Genomic DNA, 19,547 nt, shown 5'->3' with positions numbered 1-19,547 from the left:
GATCACAGGCCGGTTCGGCCACCGCACCCCTCTCCAAGGCGCCCGACGGAAAACGTTGCAACCACCATCGGGGTACACTGACGCCGCCCATGAGAACCGCGTCGTGCCTGGTCGCACGGCTGTCACAGCGAGGGGGTGGACGCCATTCAGGTTCGCCCCGCCCGCATTCAGGATGTCGCGGCCGCCGCGGGAGTCTCGGTCTCCACGGTGTCGAACGTCCTGAACCGGCCCGAACGCGTCAACGCCCGCACCGCCGAACGGGTCCGCGACGCGGTCGCCGCACTCGACTACGTGCCACACCCAGGAGCCGCAGGCCTGCGCACCGGCCACTCGTCCTCGATCGGCCTGGTCCTCCCCGACGTCGCCAACTCCTTCTACTCACGCATCGCACGCGGTGCCGCCGACGCGGCCTACGCCCACGGCTACTCCCTCGTGCTCTGCGACAGCGGCGACGCCCCCGAGCGCGAGCAGGGCTACTTCACGATGCTGATCGAACAGCGGGCCGTGGGCGCGGTGGTGGTCCCCCTCGGCGCCGACCCCACCCGCCTCACCCGCCTGCGCGAACGCGGCATCCCCCTGGTCCTCGCGGACCGCGCGCTGTCGGCCCAGGACGGCTGTTCCGTCTCCGTCGACGACATCGCCGGCGGCCGGGTCGCCGTACAGCACCTCCTGGACTGCGGGGCGCGCGACATCCTCGTCGTGAACGGCGAGCGCGGCATCGTGCAGTGCGCCGAGCGCTACCAGGGCGCCCGCCAGGCCGTACGCACCCGCCGCGAGGCACGGGTCCGCCAGGTCGTCGCCGACGAGATGACGGTGGCCTACGGCCTGCAGATCGCCCGCACTCTCGACGACCTGCCCGACGGTGTCTTCTGCACCAACGACTTCCTCGCCGCCGGCCTGTGCCGAGGACTCGGCGAACGGGGCGTACGAATACCCGAGGAAATACAGGTAGTCGGCTACGGCGACCTCGACATCGCCAGCTTCGTCGGTACGACCCTGACGACCGTCCGGCAACCCGTCGAGGAACTCGGCAGAGCGGCCGTGGGAATGCTGCTCGACGAGGTGGAGGCGCGCGCCGAACACGCCCATGAGACACGGGTGTTCGCGCCCGACCTCGTCCTACGGGACTCCACTCGGCCCCTGTCAGTCCCGAATCCGTAGCGTCACCGGCCCCAGCAGCCCCGACGAGAGCTGGGACGGGAAGGCCCAGGCGGTGGGGGTGGCTTCGGCGAGATAGGGAGCCAGGGTGTTGTTGACAGTCACCTCCAGCCGGACCAATCGCCCTGCGGTACCCGGGAGTTGGAAGCGGTACGGAGGACAGAACGCCTCGCCGACACACTCCCCGTCGACGACGACCGACACACTGCCGCGTACCCGCCCGAGGTCCAGTACCGGGTCCGGTCCGGCCGGTACCTCCACCTCCCGCGAGTACGTCACACCACCGCTCCAGCCGCCTAGCCCCAGCAGCTGCCACTCCCCCAGCGGTAGTTGCGCCGGCACGGTGCGGACGCGTACCGGTCCCCGCCAGGCGGAGCCACCCCGCAGTACGGCCGTGGGGGCGGTGACGACCTCGACCTCCGTCGGTTCCGGGAGCGGTTGATCCAGTGTCAGGAACTGTCCGTCCAGCCACGTCTCGGCACCGTCGCCGACCCGCACCCTCGCGGGCAACTCCAGTGGCAGTTCCAGCGATTCGGTGCCCGGAGGCACGGTGAAGCGGAAACGCTGGGCGTGTTCGCGGACGGTGTCCGTGGAACGCAACGGCAGCACGGAGGTCCCGAGCACCGGCGCGCCGGTGAGCCACTCGGTGTCCGGCAACGGGTGCGGTCGTACGGCCGCGTAGCAGTGCTGCAACTCCCCCCACCGGCCCTCGTGTTCGACGGTACCGCCTCGCCACTCCCCCGTCTCGGCCTCCCAACCGGAGCCGCTCACCAGGGAGTTCACGGCCGACTCCGTGCGGGCCACGCAGTCGACGAACACCGCCTCGCGCGGATGGACGGCGTCGGCCACCACCTCCAGCACGTGTTCGCCGTCCACGAGGGCGAGTTGATGCTGGAAGAACATCGGCACCGCGCCCCAGTCGGACTCGTAGTACTCCACCTTCTCCTGGCGCGCGACGACCGCCCCGTCGAGCAGCACGGTGACGCCCACCGCGGCGCCCACGACAAGTACCGCCCGGCCAGGGCCATTCAGCCGCCCCCGATAGGTCACGCCGCCGGACGGTCGTACGTCCTCGGGGAGGCACATGAACTGCGGGCGCGGCCCGAACCCGTCCGGACGGGTCAGGCAGAAGTAGCTGCCCAACGGTGTGTCCGCCGTGCCGGAGATCAACAACGGCCTGTCCTGAGCCTCCCCCAGCTCGTATTCGAGGACGTTGCGGGTCCGGCCGATCCGGACGCGGGCGGTGGCGAGGTACCCGGTGCCGGTGTCCAGGCGCTCGCCGTTCCACCACACCCGCTTGGTGGCCGCGGCGCCGATGTGCAGCTCGGCGGGGCCACGGTGATCCGTCTCCACGATCGAACGGACCCGGGCGACCGTACCGGGCCCGGGCACAGGGACACGTACGAACTCCTCTGTCACGAGGCCCTTGTTGCCGAGCAGACCGTCCGGGTCCGGGATGCCTCGGCTCGACGAGTACAGCGAACTGCGCCATCCCAAGTCCGCGGAGAAGAGAGGCAGTTCACCGGCGAGGACCCGTTCGACGGAGGTCGCGTCCAGCGGATCGGGGGCCTCGGCGGACGACACGTGCGGGAGGACGCGGACCCGGTTGCCGTAGGTCGCCCGTGTCTGTTCCCAGCTCGCGTCGGGGCCGTCCGTCTCGGTCCAGCTCATCTTCCAGATCTGCGGTTCCGCGACGGACGAGCCGGCCGGCAGTGCCAGGTCGCCCCAAGTGTTGTCCATGGTGGGGACCAGGCGGCCCTCCCAGCCGTGCGAGAGGTCAATCGTCCGCTCTGGCGCGGGTGTTGGTGCGGGTGTCGGGACTGTCTGCGGGGTGCCCTCGCGCCATACGACGAGGACGGCAGGGGCGCCCTCCAAGGGCACCTCGATGGTCGATCGGCCCTCGGAGACGGTGACTTGAGCAGGGTGACGGGTGCCGGTCCCCGGGTTCCAGATCTCGGCCTCGACGACCGGGGCGCGCACGGTGACGGTCGAGTGGTCGGCGTAACGCGCGGGGTCTGCCACGTGGTTGGCGTCTCCCGGCAGCGTGCGGGCGTCGGGGAAGGCGCCCGTCACCAGAGCGACCGCTTCAACTCCCTTCCTCCTGACGAGCAGTGGCACCTCGCCGGTCGCGTGGCCGGCGAGGTCGGCCACCGCCGCCGCTCCGGCCTCGGCATCGCTCGCCCGTTCCAGTCGCGGGTGCTTCAGCAGCGCCGCGACGACGGAGTCGTCACCGTCCTGACCGGCCGCCGTCGCAGGGGCACGGCCTACGACGACCACCCGGCCCCCCGCATCGAGGAGTTGGGTGAGTCGGCGTGCCGTCTCCTCCTCCAGGACGCTCGCTGAGGGCAACAGCACCGCGCGGTACGCCAAGTCCGTGACGTGGAGGGCCCCTTCGGCGGCCGTGGCGCGCTGCACGGAGGCGTCGTCGATGACGTCGAAGGAGATGCGGTGGCGGTCCAGCGTGCCGACGCGGGGCCGGGACCAGTTGTTGGTGCCGACCAGGTCCAGGTAGTGCTCCTGTGTCTCGTCGACGTCGGCATGGTCCTCGCCGAGGCGGCCGTCGCCGAAGTGTTTGACGGGGACGTCGAGCGGGATGAGGGACTGCATGGTGGCGGTGGGGTGCAGGACCGCGACGTCGGCGCTGTAGGTGCCCCAGGACATGATCGAGCAGATCCGGGCGACGGCACGGGAGAACGCCGGGTACTGCTGCCAGTAGGGCTGGCGCCAGTCGGTGGACGGCGGTGCCCATTCGAACCAGCCGCCCGCGGTGCCGAAGTAACTGGCGTGCGGGTTGTACAGGTTGGCGCCACTGCGCAGGAACGGCAGGAGCCAGTCGTAGGTGTCCGCCAGGGTGCCGCCCCAGCCGGAGGAGTGGAACGCCTCGATCCAGACGCGCTCGTGGCCGTAGAGATGGGCCATGGAGGAGTGGACTTTGGAGTCGCCCTCGTGGTCGCTTCCGGCGGCGCCGTACCAGCGGTGGGTGCGGAAGTAGTCGGTGTAGATCTGTGTCGACTGGGCCGGGAAGCCCGCCCGCGCGGGGTTGCTCTGGTCGGCTCCGATGAGCATGCCGCGTTCGTCGTGCCACGCGGCGAGGGGCTTGAAGAGGGCCTCTTCGGTGAGTTCGGCGCGGACCGCGTAGTAGTCGGCGCGGATCCTCGCCGCGCGGGCGGTCACCGGGCCGAACACAGCGGGCAGATGGTCGAGGAGGTCGTAGCCGCGACGTGCACGGAACTCGTCGGGGAAGCGGTGGCTCCAGGAGTTCGTGCCGGGCAACTCGTCCTGGAAGCTGCCCGCGATGACGTTGCCCAGGTACTCGGGGACACGCCTGTCGTACTCGTGGTGGACGGCGTCCAGCAGCAGGCCGACGGCGTGCGGGTCCAGGTAGTCGAAGGCCGTGGGGACGGCGACGACCAGCTGTACGTCCGTGCCCTCGGCGGCCGGGATGTCGGGGGTCGCGGGCAGGCGACGGCCCGCCAAGTCGTAGGCGGCGACCAGGGTTTCGGCTCCGCGCAGTGCGACCGTGCCGCCGGTGACGGTGGCCCTCCGGGAGTGCAGGGCGCGGCCGGTCGCTTCCGGGTGGCTGCGGGTGACGGCGCCCTGGATGTTGGCGCCGGAGAAGCCGATCTGGTCGTAGAACCACAGGCGGGTGCCGATGTCCCGGGCGATCCTGCAGGTGTCGGTGAAGCGGTCCCACCACTCCTCGCCGAACCACGGCGGGTCGTCGGTCCGGGCGCCGAAGGCCGGGCCGGCCGGGGCCAGGTTGATGACGACGAGGTTGTGGACGCCGCCGTCCGCGAACCGGCGCAACTGCCAGGCGAGTTGCTCGCGGGTGACCTTGGCGCCGGACCACCACCACAGCGGGGTGGGGCCGAAGTCCCGGGGCGGGGCGTCGAAAAGCTGCTGCAACGCGGGTGAGATCACGGTGTTGGTCCTTCCGGGTGCGGCTCGGTCACCCTCACGGATCAAAAAACGTTTTACGTCGGCTCTGTTGTCCGCCACCTGCGATGTTGGCACCGGATCCGAGGCTCGGGAAGGAGGCGGGCCCTGCTTGGCGCAGATTCCTTCGGATACCTGCAAGAGGGCTTGTTGGAACGTTTTTTGAACTCTATATTCACTGCGACCCCGGCCCAGAGCCGCGAGGAGCCGCATCATGATCCGATTCTCATCTGCACCGGAGCACGCGGAACAACCGCCCATCCCGAAGCACCTGTGGAAGGTCGCGGCCCTCTCGGGCATGGCCTCCTACCTCGACGCCGCACTCATCGTCAGCATCGCCGTCAACCTGGCGATCTACCGCGACCACTACGACATGGGCGTGTGGATGGCCGGGGCGATCAGCGCGATCGTCACCGGCTGCATCGCCGTCGGCTCCCTCGTCGGCGGCCGGCTCGCCGACATGTTCGGGCGCCGCCGCGTCTACAACCTGGACATCCTCTGCTACGCGATCGGCGCGGTCGTCATCACCCTCGCGCCGAACGACATCGTCCTCTTCGTCGGCGTGCTCGTCGCGGGACTGGCCGCCGGCGCCGACCTGCCGACGTCGCTGGCCGTCGTCTCGGACGCCGCACCCCCCGACGGCCGGGCACGTCTCGTGTCGTTCACCCAGGTCATGTGGGTACTGGGCATCGTCGTCGTCATCTTCCTCGGCTACGTCCTGTCGGACACGGGCATGGTCGGGGCGCGGATCATCACCGGCCATCTGATCGTCGCCGCGCTAGTCACCTTCCTGCTCCGCGCCCGCCTGGAGCTGGCCGAACCGTCCGAAGCGGCACAGCAGGAGGAGGCCGCCGCGCTGGCCGCCCCGCGCGGCATCGAGCTCAAGAACGTGTGGAACCGCGCCGCGCTGCTGCCGATGGTCGCTACCTTCGTCTACTACGTCACCTGGGGCATCGGCGCCAACACCTTCGGCCAGTTCGGCACCTACCTCCTGGTCACGGTCAGCGGCGCCTCACAGAGCCTGGCCACCGGGATCAACCTGGCCTTCCTGCCGATCGCCCTGGTCCTGACCTTCGTCTTCGTACGGATCGCCGACACCCCCTGGCGCGACCGGCTGTTCTACGTCTTCACCGTCGTGCAGGTCGTGGCCTTCTGCATCGCCTCCCTCACGGCGGGCGCCCTGGTCGGCATGCTCGTCTTCTTCGTGCTGTACCAGATCTCCAACCCCTTTGCCGGCGAGGCCAGTTACAAGGTCTGGTCACAGCTCACGCTGCCGCCGGACACCCGCGGCACCACCCAGGGCCTCACCTACGCCCTGTCCCGCGGGGTCTTCGCGGGCGTCGCCTTCGTCACCCCCGCGCTGATGGACTACAGCGCGTCGCTCCTGCTGTGGCTGATCACGCTCTGCATGGCGGCGTCGGGGGTCGCGGGTGTCTACGTCATCCATGTCCTCATCCGGCGTTCCCCCGACACGGCCGTCGCCCCGGCGCCGGGTCTGGGCGTGGCCCGGACCTGATTCCGCACCGGACACCGGAAGGAAAAGCACACACCGCGCACCCGAAGGAACACCGCCCATGGCAACGACCGAACCCGCGACCGTGACCACCGAACCCACGACCATGACCGCGGAACGCGCCGCCGCCCTGCGCGAGTTGCTCCCCTCGGCGCCCCGCCGCCGCACCCGGATCGGACTCGTGGCGGGTGGCCTCGGCGCCTACTGGCCCCAATTCCCCGACCTGCTCCCGCAGTTGAGGGAGTCGTCGGCGTACGTCGCCGAGCGCTTCCAACGGATGGACGCGGAGGTGACCGACGTCGGCTTCATCTCCGACGCCCAGGAGGGAGCGGTCGCGGCCGAGCAACTGCGGCGTGCGGACTGCGACTTGATCGTGCTGTTCCTGACGACGTATCTGACCTCGTCGATGGTGCTGCCGATCGCCCAGCGCTCGCACACCCCCGTCCTGGTCATCGACCTCCAGCCGTCCGAACGGATGGACCACGCCTCCTTCGACACGGGCGCCTGGCTCGCCTACTGCGGACAGTGCCCGGTGCCCGAGGTCGGCAACGTCTTCCGGCGGGCCGGGATCCCCTTCCGGTCGGTGTCGGGCTGGCTGCGCCAGGAGTCGGCGTGGCAGCGCATCGAGCAGTGGATCCGGGCCGCCCACGTACGCGCCGCGCTCCGGCACGCACGGCACGGACTGATGGGGCACCTGTATCCCGGCATGCTCGACGTGTCGACCGATCTGACGCTGCTTCCGGCGACGTTCGGCTCCCACGTCGAGGTGCTGGAGTTCGACGACCTACGGCATCGGGTGGAGAAGGTGAGCGAGGCCGAGACCCGTGAACGTACGGCGCTCGCCCGGCGGATCTTCGCCGTGGACGACAGCGTGGTCGACGAGGACTTCGCATGGGGGGCGACCGTGTCCGTCGCCCTCGACCGGCTCGTCGAGGACTTCGGCCTCGACACCCTCGCCTACTACCACCGGGGCCTCGACGGCGAACTGCACGAACGGCTCGGCGCCGGCATGATCCTGGGCGCCTCCCTGCTCACCGCCCGGGGCGTACCGGCCGCCGGCGAGTACGAACTCCGCACCAGCCTGGCCCAGTTGGCGACCCAGAGCATCGGCGCCGGGGGTTCCTTCACCGAGATCCAGGCCCTCGACTTCGAGGCCGGTGTGGTGGAGATGGGCCACGACGGACCCGCCCACCTCGCGGTCAGCGCCCGCGACCCGCTGCTGCGCGGCCTGGGCGTCTATCACGGCAAGCGCGGCTGGGGCGTCAGCGTGGAGTTCGACGTCCAGCACGGCCCTGTCACCCTCCTGGGCCTCGGCCAGGACGCCGACGGCACCCTCTCCTTCGTCACGTCCGAGGGCACCGTCGTCCCCGGACCCCACCTCGCGATCGGCAACACCACCAGCCGCGTCGACTTCGGCCGCGACCCCGGCGAGTGGGTCGACGCGTGGAGCGCGACGGGCGTAGGCCACCACTGGTCCCTCGCGCTGGGTCACCACACGGCCGACTTCCGGGCGGCGGCAAGCCTGTTGGGGATCGAGCACCGGAAGGTGTGAGCGAGAGCTCCTGGAGGGCACCCGGTCAGTAGGGCAACTTGATCCGATGGTTCTCCAACGCCACCGAGTAGCGGCTCAGGAGCGCGTCGAACCCCGCCAGCAGAAGCCCCGCCGCCTCCCCCGCCTCGGCCAGGTCGCCCCGCTCGCAGGCCTCCACCACCTCGGCCACATCGCCGCGGAGGATGTGCAGCGAGTCGCCCTGGATGAGCACACCGGGCAACCGGCGGCCGGGCAGACGGACCACGGCGTCGTTACCGCCATCAGTGAACAGCTCTGCGTCTATGCGCTCCATGGAGCCATCCAACCCGACATCCCCGGCCGACACCAACGACTTGGCACGCGGCGGAACTTGGGCATCGCAGAGCGGCACCCGTGAAAGGACCCCCATCACATTCGGCTCGACGCCCGCCGCCCCCGTGATGCCCTCCCCCGCGACCGGGACCCCGATCGCGGGCGTCCCGGTGCGCAGTGCCGGTCTCTTCGGCGGCGGACTGCACCGCGGTGCTCCGCGACTACTCGGAACTGCGCGCCGCCGGCTTCTCGCCCTCCGGGCAGACCCTCGCCGTCGCCACGAGCAGCGACCTCAGCCTGTGGACCCGCCGCGCCCCACACTGACGTAGGGCCGCCTCCCCGGCTCCCGGTCGCGGCCGTTCACCCAGAAGAACAGGACAAGCGAGGACACCGCGGCGACCGCGCACCACGTCGAGACGAACTCCAGCTCCCACAGCGTCCAGCAGACCATCGCGCCGGCCGTGACCAGGATCCCCATCACCACCAGCCCGCGCTCACCGGACAGGAGCAGCGAGCCGATCGTCGCCACGAGGTAGCCGGCGATGACCAGTTGGGCGTAGGGAAGATCGACGACGTAGCCCAGGGTGTGGCCGCGGATCTCGGCCGTCACGGGGTGTACGGCGAGGGCGTGGGCGAGGGCCGCCGCGGTCGCCGCGCCGATCGCGACGAGCACGCCGATCCGGGGCCGGGCCCGCCGTGGCGCGGCGCACCACACGCCCACCGGGACCCACACCGCGAGCAGGGGCATGGCGATCACGGCCCAGGCGAGGGTGGCGGGCCCGGTGCCCCCGTCGGCGGCCCACACCGCCGACTCCACGATCTGATGGGCGCCGAGCAGCAACGGCAGTGCCGCCATCGGGAGATCCGTCCGCCGCCGCGCCCGGACCACACAGGCCACTCCTACGGCGGCGACCGCCGCGCCCGCCACGAGGTCGGCCTTCGCACTCCAGCACATGGCACCTCCACGGGATCCGTTCGCGTACGCCTCGGTCACCGGCCACGCTACGTCTCCGCCCCGCCGCGTCCGGGGTGACACGACGGCCGCGGCGCGGGGTCATGACATACCCGGGAGTACTACTCCGACGCCCGTTCCGGACAACACACCGCTGCCCGGACCCAGTTGACGGCCGTGCCACGAAACCACCCCCGGCCTGCGCGGGAACGTCTTCCCATGATTGGCTGACCCCGCCCACCGCACACCGTGCGCACGCACAGGAGGACACCGCAGCCATGAGCAACGCCTACACGTTCGAGTACAAGGTCGTCAGCTTCCGGGAGTCGCTGATCGGCGACGCGCTGGACAGCGACAAGCTGGAGAAGGTCCTCAACAAGCACGCCGAGGACGGCTGGGGCCTGAAGGCCATCACCGCCGCCGACGTCAAGGGCCGCATAGGTCCCGGCGCGGTCGAGGGCCTGCTCCTCACCTTCGAGCGGCCTCGCGCGTAACCATCGATGCCGTACGCGGGACGGGGGCGGCCCGGATTCGTCAGCGCCGAGGAGTCGTGATCGGCGTACCGGGGCCCGGGATCTCCCCCGACCCGCGCGGGATCAGTTCGGTCGGCATGACGACCCTGCGGGGCGGTGACGTGTCCCCGTGGATGCGGGCGAACAGCAGATGCGCGGCGCTCGTCGCTAGGGCGACCGGGTCCTGCGCGATGACCGTGACCGGCGGCGTCAACTGCGCGGCCAGCGCGAAGTCGTCGAAGGCGATGAACGCGACGCCGGCGGGCAGCACGGCCCGTACGCCGAACGCGAGGGCCTCGTTGCCCGCGAGGACGGCCGTGGGCGGCTCCGGTGCGGAGAGGATCGCGGTGACGGCCCGGGCGGCGTCCGCGCCGGACCTCAAGCCGTGCCGGACGAGCGCCGGATCGGCGTCGATGCCCGCGGCGTTCAGGGCCGCCAGATAGCCGCGGTGGCGTTCGCCGAAGGTCCAGATCTCCGGCTTGTCGCCGAGGTAGCAGATGCGGCGGTGGCCGTGCGCGATCAGATGGCGTACGGCCTGCCGTACCGCGCCGAAGTTGTCCACCACCACGGTGTCCACGTCCAGTCCGGGCGCCACCCGGTCCACGCACACGATCTTCGTGCCCCGCGCCTGCGCCGAGCGCAGAACGCGGTGGTCGCCCGCGACCGGGGTGAGGATCAGCCCGTCGACGCGGCGGGCGGTGAAGGCCGCGATGACTTCGCGTTCGCGCCGGAGGTCGGCGCGGCTGGAGCCGATGAGGACCATGTTGCCGCGCCGGTGGGCGACGTCCTCGGTGGCCGAGGCGACGGCGGCCATGAAGGGGTCGGCAACGTTGTCCACCATCAGTCCGATGGTCTGGCTCAGTCGGTCCGTACGGCGTAACTGCCGTGCCACGTCGTCGCGTTGATAGCCCAGCTTGCGGACGGCGGCCTCCACGCGGGCGGCGGTGAGGGGTGCCACGCCCGCCTCGCCGTTGACCACCCGGGACACCGTCATCACGCTCACGCCCGCTTCCGCGGCTACGTCCTTCATCCTGGGACGGCTGGCCACGCCGCGTCCTCCAGATCTCGCCCAGCGCGACCGGACCGGCGGGCCGACAGCGGCCGTCCGAATCCCTGTCCGTCCCGACCCTTGACGCCCACTCATGGGCCTCCCAGAATCGACGAACTGTTAACGATACCAACCAGAAAGCACAGCATGGCCTCTGCAAGGGAACCACTTCTCGCGGCACACGGCGTGGTCAAGCGTTTCGGCCATGTCCACGCGCTCTCGGGCGCGGACTTCACGGCGTACGCCGGCGAGGTCGTCGCACTGATCGGTGACAACGGCGCCGGCAAGTCGACGTTGGTGAACGTACTTTCCGGCGTCCTCACCCCGGACGAGGGCGAGGTGCGCCTGGACGGGGTGCCGGTCCGGTTCACGGGGCCGATGGACGCGCAACGGCACGGTGTCGAGACCGTCTACCAGGACCTCTCGCTGGCACCGGATCTTGACGCGGCGTCAAATCTCTATCTGGGCAGGGAACTTGTGCGCGGAGGCCTGCTCGGCCGCCTGGGCGTGCTCGACCGGCCCACCATGCGCCGGGAGGCGATCGCGGCGTTCGGTGAACTGGGCGTGGAGCTGAAAGATGTGACGGCTCCTGTGACAACGTTGTCAGGAGGGCAACGGCAGTCCGTGGCCGTGGCGCGCGCGGTGGCCTTCGCCAACAAGGTCATCTTCATGGACGAACCGACCGCCGCCCTGGGCGTCGTCCAGCGGGCCCGGGTCCTGGAGACCGTGCGCAGGGTCGCCGACCGGGGCATCTGCGTCGTCCTCATCAGCCACAACATGCCCGAGGTGCTGTCGGTCGCCGACCGGATCGAGGTGCTGCGGCTGGGGCGCCGGGTCGCCTCGTTCACCGCGGCCGACGCCACGATCGAGAAACTCGTCGGCGCCATGACCGGATCGCTGGACGAGCGCGCGCCGAACGGGAACCACGACACGGTCGGCGCGACGGAAGCGGAGGACGGGCGATGAGCGCCAACAGCCAGGACATCAAGCCGGCCGCCCCGGCACAGGAGCCGCCCCCGGCCGGCGACGGACGCCTCGCGATACCCCCGTGGCTCCGACGGGCCGCCGGAATCAGCGAGTTGTGGACGTTCGTGATCCTCGTCGCGCTGGTCGCGTTCTTCACCATCGCGGCACCGGGCAAGTTCTTCACCACGTACGACATCACGCAGATCGCCGTGAACGCGGCCATCTATCTGGTGCTCGGCGTCGGCATGACGTTCGTGATCATCACCGCGGGCATCGACCTGTCGATCGGCTCGGTGCTGGTGCTCGCGGCGGTGGCCGCGGGCGAGTACAACATCCACCACGGCGGCCCCACCGCCGGCTGGTTCACGGTCGCGGTCTGTGTCGTCATCGCCCTTGCGGTTGGGGCGGGTTGGGGTGCGCTGCAGGGCGCGGTGGTGGCGACCGGGAAGGTGCCCCCGCTGATCGTGACCCTGGGCGGCCTGGGCGCGGCACTCGGCATCGCCGAACTCGCCACCGGCGGCCAGGACCCGTCCGGCGCGTCCGCGGCGCACCTTCAAAACAGCCTGGGATTCGGCAAGTTGCTCGGCATCCCCTGGATGGTGATCCTCGCCGCGGTGGTCACCGCCCTGTTCGGCGCGGTCCTCAGCGCAACGAAGTTCGGCAGCCACACCCTGGCGATCGGCTCCAACCCGACCGCCGTCCGCCGCGCGGGCATCCCGGTGGGCCGCCACCTGATCAAGGTCTACGGCCTGATGGGCCTCCTCGCCGGTCTTGGCGCGGTGATGTGGCTGGCGTCGTACGGCACGACGTCGATCGCAGGGCACTCCACCGACAACCTGAAGGTGATCACCGCGGTGGTCCTGGGCGGCACCAGCCTGTTCGGCGGGCGGGGTTCGGTGCTGGGCACCGTGATCGGCGTGTTCATCCCCGCGGTGCTGACCACCGGGCTGATCGTCATCGGCGTTCAGCAGTACTGGCAGGACGTCGCCGTCGGTGTCGTCCTGGTCGCCGCCGTCTACATCGACCAGATGCGCAGGAAGACCCGGGAGCGCGCATGACTCCCGGCACGACTCCCGCTCCAGCCTTCGCCCCAACCCTCGTATGACCCAGGAGGACACCCTTATGTCGAGCATCCGCATCTCACGCAAAGTACTGGTCGCCGCGGGCACCGTGCTGGTCCTGACCGGCGCCGCCGCCTGCAGTTCGTCGAGCGACAGCGGCAGTTCGGGGTCGAAAGGAGGGGCCTCCGGCAAGAAGGTCCGGCTGATCACCGGCGTGAAGAGCGACCCCTTCTACATCACCATGACCTGCGCGGCGCAGACCGAGGCCAAGGCCAAGGGCATGGAGTTCAGCGCCGACGGCTCCGCGCAGTGGGACGTGTCGGTCCAGCGCCCGCTCATCGACTCGGTGGCGGCGACCCGGCCGGACGGACTCCTGATCTCGCCGGTCGACGTGAGTGCGCTGACCCCCTCGCTCAAGCAGATCCAGTCGTCCGGGACCAAGGTCGCGCTGGTGGACACCACGGTCACCGACCCGTCGATCGGCATCACCCGTATCTCGTCCGACAACGAGAAGGGCGGCCGGGTGGCGGCCGACGCGCTCGCCAAGCTGATGAACGAGAAAGGCTCGGCCATCGTCATCAGCGTCAAGCCCGGCGTCTCCACCACCGACGCCCGCATCAAGGGCTTCACGGAGGAGATGAAGAAGTACCCGGACATCAAGATGCTGCCCACCCTCTACGACAACGACCTGCCGGCCACCGCGGCCTCCCAGATCCAGTCGACGCTGGCGGCCCACCCCGACCTGGGCGGTGTCTTCGCGGGCAACACGAACACCGGCCAGGGCATAGCCACCGGTCTCAAGCAGGCGGGCAAGGAGGGCACGGTGAAGGTCGCCGCGTTCGACGCCGAGCCGGACGAGATCGCCTCGCTGAAGGCGGGCACCCTCCAGGTCCTGGTCGCGCAGGACCCGGCGGCGATCGGCAAGGAGGCCGTCGACGAGCTCGCGGCCGCCTTCGAGGGCAAGACGGTCCGGAAGTCGATCGGCACCAACATGGTCGCCATCACCAAGGCGAACATGAACCAGCCCGAGATCAGCAAGTACTTCTACAAGGCGGGGTGTTGAGCACAGTCCCACCGCCGCCGCTGCCGGGTGCCCTCCTGCGTCACGGGCGCCCGGCAGTGGCGTATCAAAGGAGGGATCGAGCCGTATCGAAAAGGGGGATCAGAAAGGGGACTTTGCATGACCATGCGCGAGGGTGCATAATCTTCCCATGTCTAAGGTCCTCACCTCCCTCCCCACCGGCGAGCGCGTCGGCATCGCCTTCTCCGGCGGACTCGACACCTCGGTCGCGGTCGCCTGGATGCGCGACAAGGGTGCCGTCCCCTGCACCTACACCGCCGACATCGGCCAGTACGACGAGCCCGACATCGCCTCGGTGCCCGGCCGCGCGCAGGCCTACGGCGCCGAGATCGCGCGGCTGGTCGACTGCCGTGCGGCGCTGGTCGAGGAGGGTCTGGCCGCGCTGACCTGCGGAGCGTTCCACATCCGCTCCGGCGGGCGCGCCTATTTCAACACCACCCCCCTGGGCCGCGCCGTCACCGGCACGCTGCTGGTGCGGGCGATGCTTGAGGACGACGTCCAGATCTGGGGCGACGGCTCGACCTTCAAGGGCAACGACATCGAGCGGTTCTACCGCTACGGCCTGCTGGCCAACCCCCACCTGCGGATCTACAAGCCCTGGCTGGACGCGGACTTCGTGACGGAGCTCGGCGGCCGCAAGGAGATGTCGGAGTGGCTGCTCGCGCACGAGCTGCCGTACCGGGACAGCACGGAGAAGGCGTACTCCACCGACGCCAACATCTGGGGCGCCACCCACGAGGCCAAGACCCTGGAGCACCTGGACACGGGTGTGGAGACCGTCGAGCCGATCATGGGCGTGCGCTTCTGGGACCCGTCGGTCGAGATCGTCACCGAGGACGTGACGATCGGCTTCGACCAGGGCCGCCCGGTGACGATCAACGGCAAGGAGTTCTCCTCCCCCGTAGACCTCGTCATGGAGGCCAACGCGATCGGCGGCCGACACGGCCTGGGCATGTCCGACCAGATCGAGAACCGGATCATCGAGGCGAAGAGCCGCGGTATCTACGAGGCCCCGGGCATGGCCCTGCTGCACGCGGCCTACGAGCGCCTGGTGAACGCGATCCACAACGAGGACACGGTCGCCCAGTACCACAACGAGGGCCGGCGCCTCGGCCGTCTGATGTACGAGGGCCGCTGGCTGGACCCGCAGGCCCTGATGGTCCGGGAGTCCCTGCAGCGCTGGGTCGGCTCTGCGATCACTGGTGAGGTCACCCTGCGGCTGCGGCGCGGCGAGGACTACTCGCTGCTCGACACCTCGGGCCCGGCGTTCAGCTACCACCCGGACAAGCTCTCCATGGAGCGCACCGAGGACTCGGCCTTCGGCCCGGTCGACCGCATCGGCCAGCTCACCATGCGCAACCTCGACATCGCCGACTCCCGCGCCAAGCTGGAGCAGTACGCCGGCCTCGGCCTCATCGGCACCGGCAACACCGCGATCGGCGCCGCCCAGGCCGCCGCGACCGGCCTCATCGGCAGCATGCCGGAGGGCGGCGCCGAGGCCATCGCCTCCCGCGGCGAGGTCTCCGAGGACGACGCGCTCCTGGACCGCGCCGCGATGGAGTCCGGCACGGACTGATCGACTCCGGGGATCAGCACCGCCGAAAGGCCGGTTCGACGCGTTGGGCGTCGGACCGGCCTTTCGGCGTTCGGGGCGGGAACGGATCGGTCACCGAGGCCCACGTACCCTTCCCCCGTGACCACGCACAAGACCGCCGCCGTGAGCGTCGAAGCGATGCTCGACGACCTCCGGACCCTCGTCGAGATCGAGTCCCCCTCCCGTGACCTGGATGCGTTGCGGGAGTCGGCCAAGATCGTCGGCGCTGTCATCGAAGGGCGGCTCGGTGGGCGGGCCGAACTGGTGGAGAGTGAAGGTGGGCCGCACGTCCGCTGGTCCGGCGGTGGTACACCCCGCGTGCTGGTCCTCGGTCACCACGACACCGTGTTCCCGCTCGGCACCCTCGCGCGCCGCCCCTTCCTGGTCGAGGGCGGGCGGGTGACCGGACCCGGTGTTTTCGACATGCTGGGCGGTCTGGTGCAGGCGATCCATGGGCTGGCGGCGCTGGACGACCTTTCGGGCGTCGAGATCCTCATGACCGCCGACGAAGAGGTCGGTTCGCGCTCCTCCCGGGCGCTCATCGAGGAACGTGCCCTCGCCTGCGGTGCCGTGCTCGTGGTCGAGGGGGCCGCCGACGGCGGGGGTGTGAAGACCGGCCGTAAGGGATGCGGCACGTTCGAGGTCTCCGTCGCGGGCCGGGCCTCGCACGCGGGACTGGAGCCCGCGGCCGGGGTCAACGCGCTGGTCGAGGCGGCCCACCAGGTGCTGGACATCGCGGCGTTGGCGCGGCCCGAGGTCGGCACGACGGTCACGCCGACCGTCGCGTCCGCCGGAACGCTGGACAACGTCGTCCCCGCGCGGGCGACCGTCGTCGTGGATGTGCGGGTCGAGTCGGCCGGCGAGAAGGAACGGATCGAGGCCGCGTTCGCCGCCCTCGCCCCGCATCTCGACGAGGCCGTGATCACCGTAGAGGGAGGTGTCGGTCGGCCGCCGATGCCCGAGTCGTCCGCGGCCGAACTGTTCGCGGTGGCGCGGCGGTTGCTGCCCGGGCTCGAAGGCCGGGCGGTCGGCGGCGGTAGCGACGGGAACTTCACGGCCGCGCTGGGGGTGCCGACGCTCGACGGGCTGGGCGCGGTCGGGGGCGGGGCCCACGCCGACCACGAGTATCTGCTCGTCGCGTCGATGGCCGAGCGGGCGCACCTCGTCGCCGGACTGGTGGACGCGATCCGGCGCGCCTGACCCCGGGTTTGTCAGGTCCGTTCGGGCGGCATCAACAGGCCGTCGGAGAGCCATACTTGACCATGCGGGGGATCGTCCCGTGATGGCCTGATACGGGAGCGGCATTCAGTGAGCAGTGTCAGCACAGTTGCGGGGAAGGTCGAAGTACGGCTCCGCTGGGATCCGAGTCCCTGGGGGCAGCAGCCGCGCCATCTGGACATCGTCGCGGCGACCTACTCGGCCGAGGCCCCGCACGGACGTCCGGTGTACGTCGTCAACTCCGAGAGCCGCTCGCCGGACGGCACGATCAACATGAGCCGGCACAGCGAGAGCGGCCAGGGGTACGGCTACATGGAGGTGATGGTCCTCGAACTCGACCGGCTCGCCGCGTCCTTCGCGCGGGTGGTCGTGGGAGTGGCGATCCACCAGAACGGCGGGACCAGGACGTTCGGTGATCTGTCGCATGCCAGGGCGCTGGTCGTGGAGGGGTACAAGGAGCTGCTGTCGGACGACTTCGCGGAGGTGGCCGGGTCCACCGCCGCGACCGTCGCGGAGTTCACCAAGGACGCCTCCGGAGCCTGGGAGTTCCGCGCGATGGTGCGCGGGTTCGACAGCGAACCGGCGGGGTTCACCGCGGAGATGGGCAGCGTGTCTCGGCCCTGACCGGCTGCTCCGCCTGGAACTGCGGAAGCAGCGCCGTGACGGTCGGCCGCTTGTGGCGCACCTCGTGGACCACGCCCAGGACGACGGCCGTGGCCACCGCCACCAGGTGTTCACGGCCGGCCAGGTTGGGTTTCACGATCGACTCCCACACCATCGACCCGCCGGTGAGGAAGAACACGACGGGCGCGCGCCGCACGACGGCGAGATACGTGAACAGTCCTACGACCGCCGCGGACGGCCCGGTGTCGAGGACGTGCCCGATCTCGGGCCGCAGCCCGATGCCGCCGCAGCCGGGCCCGATCAGGAGCATCACGCGCACCGTGAGGGTGCCGGCCAGGGTGGTCGCGTAGGCCACGACCAGTGTGCGGGCCCGGCCGAGGGCCAGCTCGGCCAGCGCGAAGGCGAGGAACAGCTGGGTGATGCCGGCCCAGACGGGCAGGTCGAGGGCGGGGACGTACAGCGATATGGGGGTGCGCAGCAGGGCGAGCCACAGGGGCAGGTCGCCCTGGACGCCGCCGATGTCCCGCACGATCACGGCTCCGGTCGGGTTCTGGGCGAGGGCGTGGAAGAAGATGACGCCGAAAGCGGCGACGAACGCCAGGGACACCCCCATCAGTCCGCGCCGCAGCAGCTGTCGTACCGGATCGACGACGATGCCCTGCCATTCACCCCGCAGTGTGCGCCAGATGAACAACGGTCCCCAACTCCCCCACCATCGGCCAAACATACGGATCGGAATCTAGCCCCCTGTGCGCTTCTTGTGCGTCCCGGGTCGGCCCGAGCTGGTTGGCGCGGCTCGCGGACGGTACGGGTGGGGCTGATATTGAAGAGTGGGAAGCTTTCCCGACGGTTGTTCGACGACTGAAGGAAGCGGAGGGCCGGTGCGCACCTCAAGAGATCCGGCCGGCTCCACCGTGGTAGACGCAGGGCAGCGCTCCACACCTCCGCTCAGCTGGGCCGTGGTCGTGTTCTGGCTCGTCGTCGTCACACTGATGGTGGCGGTGACCGGTATCGCGCTGGGCCGGGACACCCGGCCCGCCCCCTTTCTGGTGGTGCTGCCCGCGCTGCTCGCCGGGCGCGGAACCGTACGGCAGACCACCGTCGCCTCCGTGTGGGTGACACTCGTCATCGTCGGCTCCCTCGTCGACACCCCGCTGGGCACGGCGGGCGCCGACGCGGCCGTCGTCGCCTTCACCCTGGTGTTCAACGGCCTCAGCGTGGCGCGCGCGGCGCAGCGGATCCGCTGGGAGAGCGAGATCGCCCGGCTGCGCTCGGCGGCTGCCGCACTGCAACGCCAGATCCTGCGCCCGTTCCCCCTGATGACCGACCAGCTGCTGGTCCACGGCCTGTACCGGCCCGTTGAGGAGGACAGCCGGGTGGGCGGCGACGTCTACGAGGTCGTGTCCTCGCCCTACGGCAGCCGCGTCTTCATCGCCGACGTCCAGGGCAAGGGCCTCCAGGCGATCAGCGCCGCGTTCGCCGTACTGAGCGCCTTCCGTGAGGCGGCCGTGGCCGAGCCCACGCTCACCGCCGTCGTCGACGCCCTGGAGGAGGCGGTGCTACGGCACAACTCCTTCGCGGCGCAGACCGGTGAGCGGGAGCGGTTCGTGACGGCGCTCGTCCTGGGCATCGACGCCGAGCAGGAGGTGCAGGCGATCAACTGCGGTCATGTCGCTCCGCTGCTGCTGCACAAGGAGCGGGCCGAGCCGGTGCTCCGGCAGGAGCCCTGCGTGCCGCTGGGCCTCGACGCGCTGGCCCCTGAGCCGCGTACCGTCGAGTGGTTCGCCTTCCCGTCGGACGGCACCCTTCTGCTCTGCACGGACGGCGTCACCGAGGCGCGCGATCCGTCCGGCGCGTTCTATCCCCTGGAGGAGCGGGCGGCGACCTGGGGCGAGGTCCTCCCGAAGGATGTACCGGCCACCGTCTACGGCGATCTGCGGCGCCACACGGCTGGCACGCCCCGGGACGACACCGCGCTGCTGGTGCTGCGCAGGCGGGGCGACGCGGGCCTCTCCTGACGGACCCTGCCGAGCCTGACGGA

Annotated in this window: 16 protein-coding genes and 1 pseudogene; 12 read left to right on the top strand and 5 right to left on the bottom strand. The window is 70.4% G+C overall.

What is annotated here, in order from left to right:
- The first annotated feature begins 135 nt into the window (after nt 1-135).
- Complete coding sequence (locus OG496_RS51655) at nt 136-1,161, top strand: LacI family DNA-binding transcriptional regulator (RefSeq protein WP_405975948.1); 1,026 nt, start codon at nt 136-138, stop codon at nt 1,159-1,161.
- On the opposite strand, the gene OG496_RS51650 is transcribed toward OG496_RS51655, so the two are convergent.
- Nucleotides 1,144-5,079: a glycosyl hydrolase gene (locus OG496_RS51650; RefSeq protein WP_405975947.1), complete on the bottom strand. Its 3,936-nt coding sequence runs from the start codon at nt 5,077-5,079 to the stop codon at nt 1,144-1,146. The two genes, OG496_RS51655 and OG496_RS51650, sit on opposite strands and share 18 nt — an antisense overlap.
- 229 nt (nt 5,080-5,308) lie before the next feature.
- Here OG496_RS51650 and OG496_RS51645 point away from each other — a divergent pair, with 229 nt between their 5' ends.
- Nucleotides 5,309-6,610: an MFS transporter gene (locus tag OG496_RS51645; RefSeq protein WP_399390840.1), complete on the top strand. Its 1,302-nt coding sequence runs from the start codon at nt 5,309-5,311 to the stop codon at nt 6,608-6,610.
- A 58-nt stretch (nt 6,611-6,668) separates the two neighbouring features.
- Entirely contained in the window at nt 6,669-8,159 is a 1,491-nt protein-coding gene (locus tag OG496_RS51640) for an arabinose isomerase (RefSeq protein ID WP_405975946.1), read from the top strand.
- 25 nt (nt 8,160-8,184) lie between these two features.
- On the opposite strand, the gene OG496_RS51635 is transcribed toward OG496_RS51640, so the two are convergent.
- A complete protein-coding gene (locus OG496_RS51635) occupies nt 8,185-8,451 on the bottom strand; it encodes a DUF6959 family protein (RefSeq protein WP_366496388.1) in 267 nt (88 codons plus the stop codon).
- Nucleotides 8,452-8,530: 79 nt separating this feature from the next.
- Here OG496_RS51635 and OG496_RS51630 point away from each other — a divergent pair.
- Nucleotides 8,531-8,774: pseudogene (locus OG496_RS51630) on the top strand (hypothetical protein); the annotation flags it as partial.
- Here the strand turns inward: OG496_RS51630 and OG496_RS51625 are convergent.
- Nucleotides 8,743-9,405 carry a DUF6629 family protein gene (locus tag OG496_RS51625; RefSeq protein ID WP_405975945.1) on the bottom strand — a complete coding sequence of 221 codons (663 nt, stop codon included), beginning with the start codon at nt 9,403-9,405 and terminating at the stop codon, nt 8,743-8,745. The pseudogene OG496_RS51630 and the gene OG496_RS51625 sit on opposite strands and share 32 nt — an antisense overlap.
- Nucleotides 9,406-9,680: 275 nt before the next feature.
- Here OG496_RS51625 and OG496_RS51620 point away from each other — a divergent pair, with 275 nt between their 5' ends.
- Nucleotides 9,681-9,896 (top strand): DUF4177 domain-containing protein, encoded by a 216-nt coding sequence (locus OG496_RS51620; RefSeq protein WP_019056094.1) that lies wholly within the window; start codon nt 9,681-9,683, stop codon nt 9,894-9,896.
- A 40-nt stretch (nt 9,897-9,936) separates the two neighbouring features.
- Here OG496_RS51620 and OG496_RS51615 read toward each other — a convergent pair whose 3' ends face one another.
- On the bottom strand, nt 9,937-10,962 hold the full coding sequence (locus tag OG496_RS51615; protein WP_405975944.1) for a LacI family DNA-binding transcriptional regulator: 1,026 nt from the start codon (nt 10,960-10,962) through the stop codon (nt 9,937-9,939).
- Between the two features lie 147 nt (nt 10,963-11,109).
- On the opposite strand from OG496_RS51615, the gene OG496_RS51610 reads away from it, so the two are divergent.
- The 6 genes from OG496_RS51610 (at nt 11,110) to OG496_RS51585 (ending at nt 17,506) form a co-directional block, all read left to right on the top strand.
- Nucleotides 11,110-11,928: an ATP-binding cassette domain-containing protein gene (locus OG496_RS51610; protein ID WP_405975943.1), complete on the top strand. Its 819-nt coding sequence runs from the start codon at nt 11,110-11,112 to the stop codon at nt 11,926-11,928.
- Nucleotides 11,925-12,986 (top strand): ABC transporter permease, encoded by a 1,062-nt coding sequence (locus OG496_RS51605; protein WP_366496392.1) that lies wholly within the window; start codon nt 11,925-11,927, stop codon nt 12,984-12,986. Before OG496_RS51610 ends, OG496_RS51605 begins: the two co-directional genes overlap by 4 nt.
- 64 nt (nt 12,987-13,050) lie before the next feature.
- Nucleotides 13,051-14,052, top strand: a complete 1,002-nt coding sequence (locus OG496_RS51600) for an ABC transporter substrate-binding protein (protein ID WP_405975942.1) — start codon at nt 13,051-13,053, stop codon at nt 14,050-14,052.
- Nucleotides 14,053-14,200: 148 nt separating this feature from the next.
- Nucleotides 14,201-15,646, top strand: a complete 1,446-nt coding sequence (argG, locus tag OG496_RS51595) for an argininosuccinate synthase (RefSeq protein ID WP_033280510.1) — start codon at nt 14,201-14,203, stop codon at nt 15,644-15,646.
- Nucleotides 15,647-15,802: 156 nt separating this feature from the next.
- A complete protein-coding gene (locus tag OG496_RS51590; RefSeq protein WP_405976868.1) occupies nt 15,803-16,864 on the top strand; it encodes a M20 family metallopeptidase in 1,062 nt (353 codons plus the stop codon).
- A 108-nt stretch (nt 16,865-16,972) separates the two neighbouring features.
- Complete coding sequence (locus OG496_RS51585; RefSeq protein ID WP_366496395.1) at nt 16,973-17,506, top strand: TerD family protein; 534 nt, start codon at nt 16,973-16,975, stop codon at nt 17,504-17,506.
- Here the strand turns inward: OG496_RS51585 and OG496_RS51580 are convergent.
- Nucleotides 17,472-18,233, bottom strand: coding sequence for a hypothetical protein (locus tag OG496_RS51580; protein ID WP_405975941.1), 762 nt, complete (start codon nt 18,231-18,233; stop codon nt 17,472-17,474). The two genes, OG496_RS51585 and OG496_RS51580, sit on opposite strands and share 35 nt — an antisense overlap.
- 154 nt (nt 18,234-18,387) lie before the next feature.
- Between OG496_RS51580 and OG496_RS51575 the strand changes: the two genes are divergently transcribed.
- On the top strand, nt 18,388-19,524 hold the full coding sequence (locus OG496_RS51575) for a PP2C family protein-serine/threonine phosphatase (protein WP_405975940.1): 1,137 nt from the start codon (nt 18,388-18,390) through the stop codon (nt 19,522-19,524).
- Nucleotides 19,525-19,547: the final 23 nt, after the last annotated feature.

It is taken from the genome of Streptomyces sp. NBC_00988 (genome assembly GCF_045162645.1).
Taxonomy (GTDB): domain Bacteria; phylum Actinomycetota; class Actinomycetes; order Streptomycetales; family Streptomycetaceae; genus Streptomyces.
The sequence above is the reverse complement of the archived record's forward strand: the minus strand, read 5'-3'. Positions and strand labels throughout refer to the sequence as shown.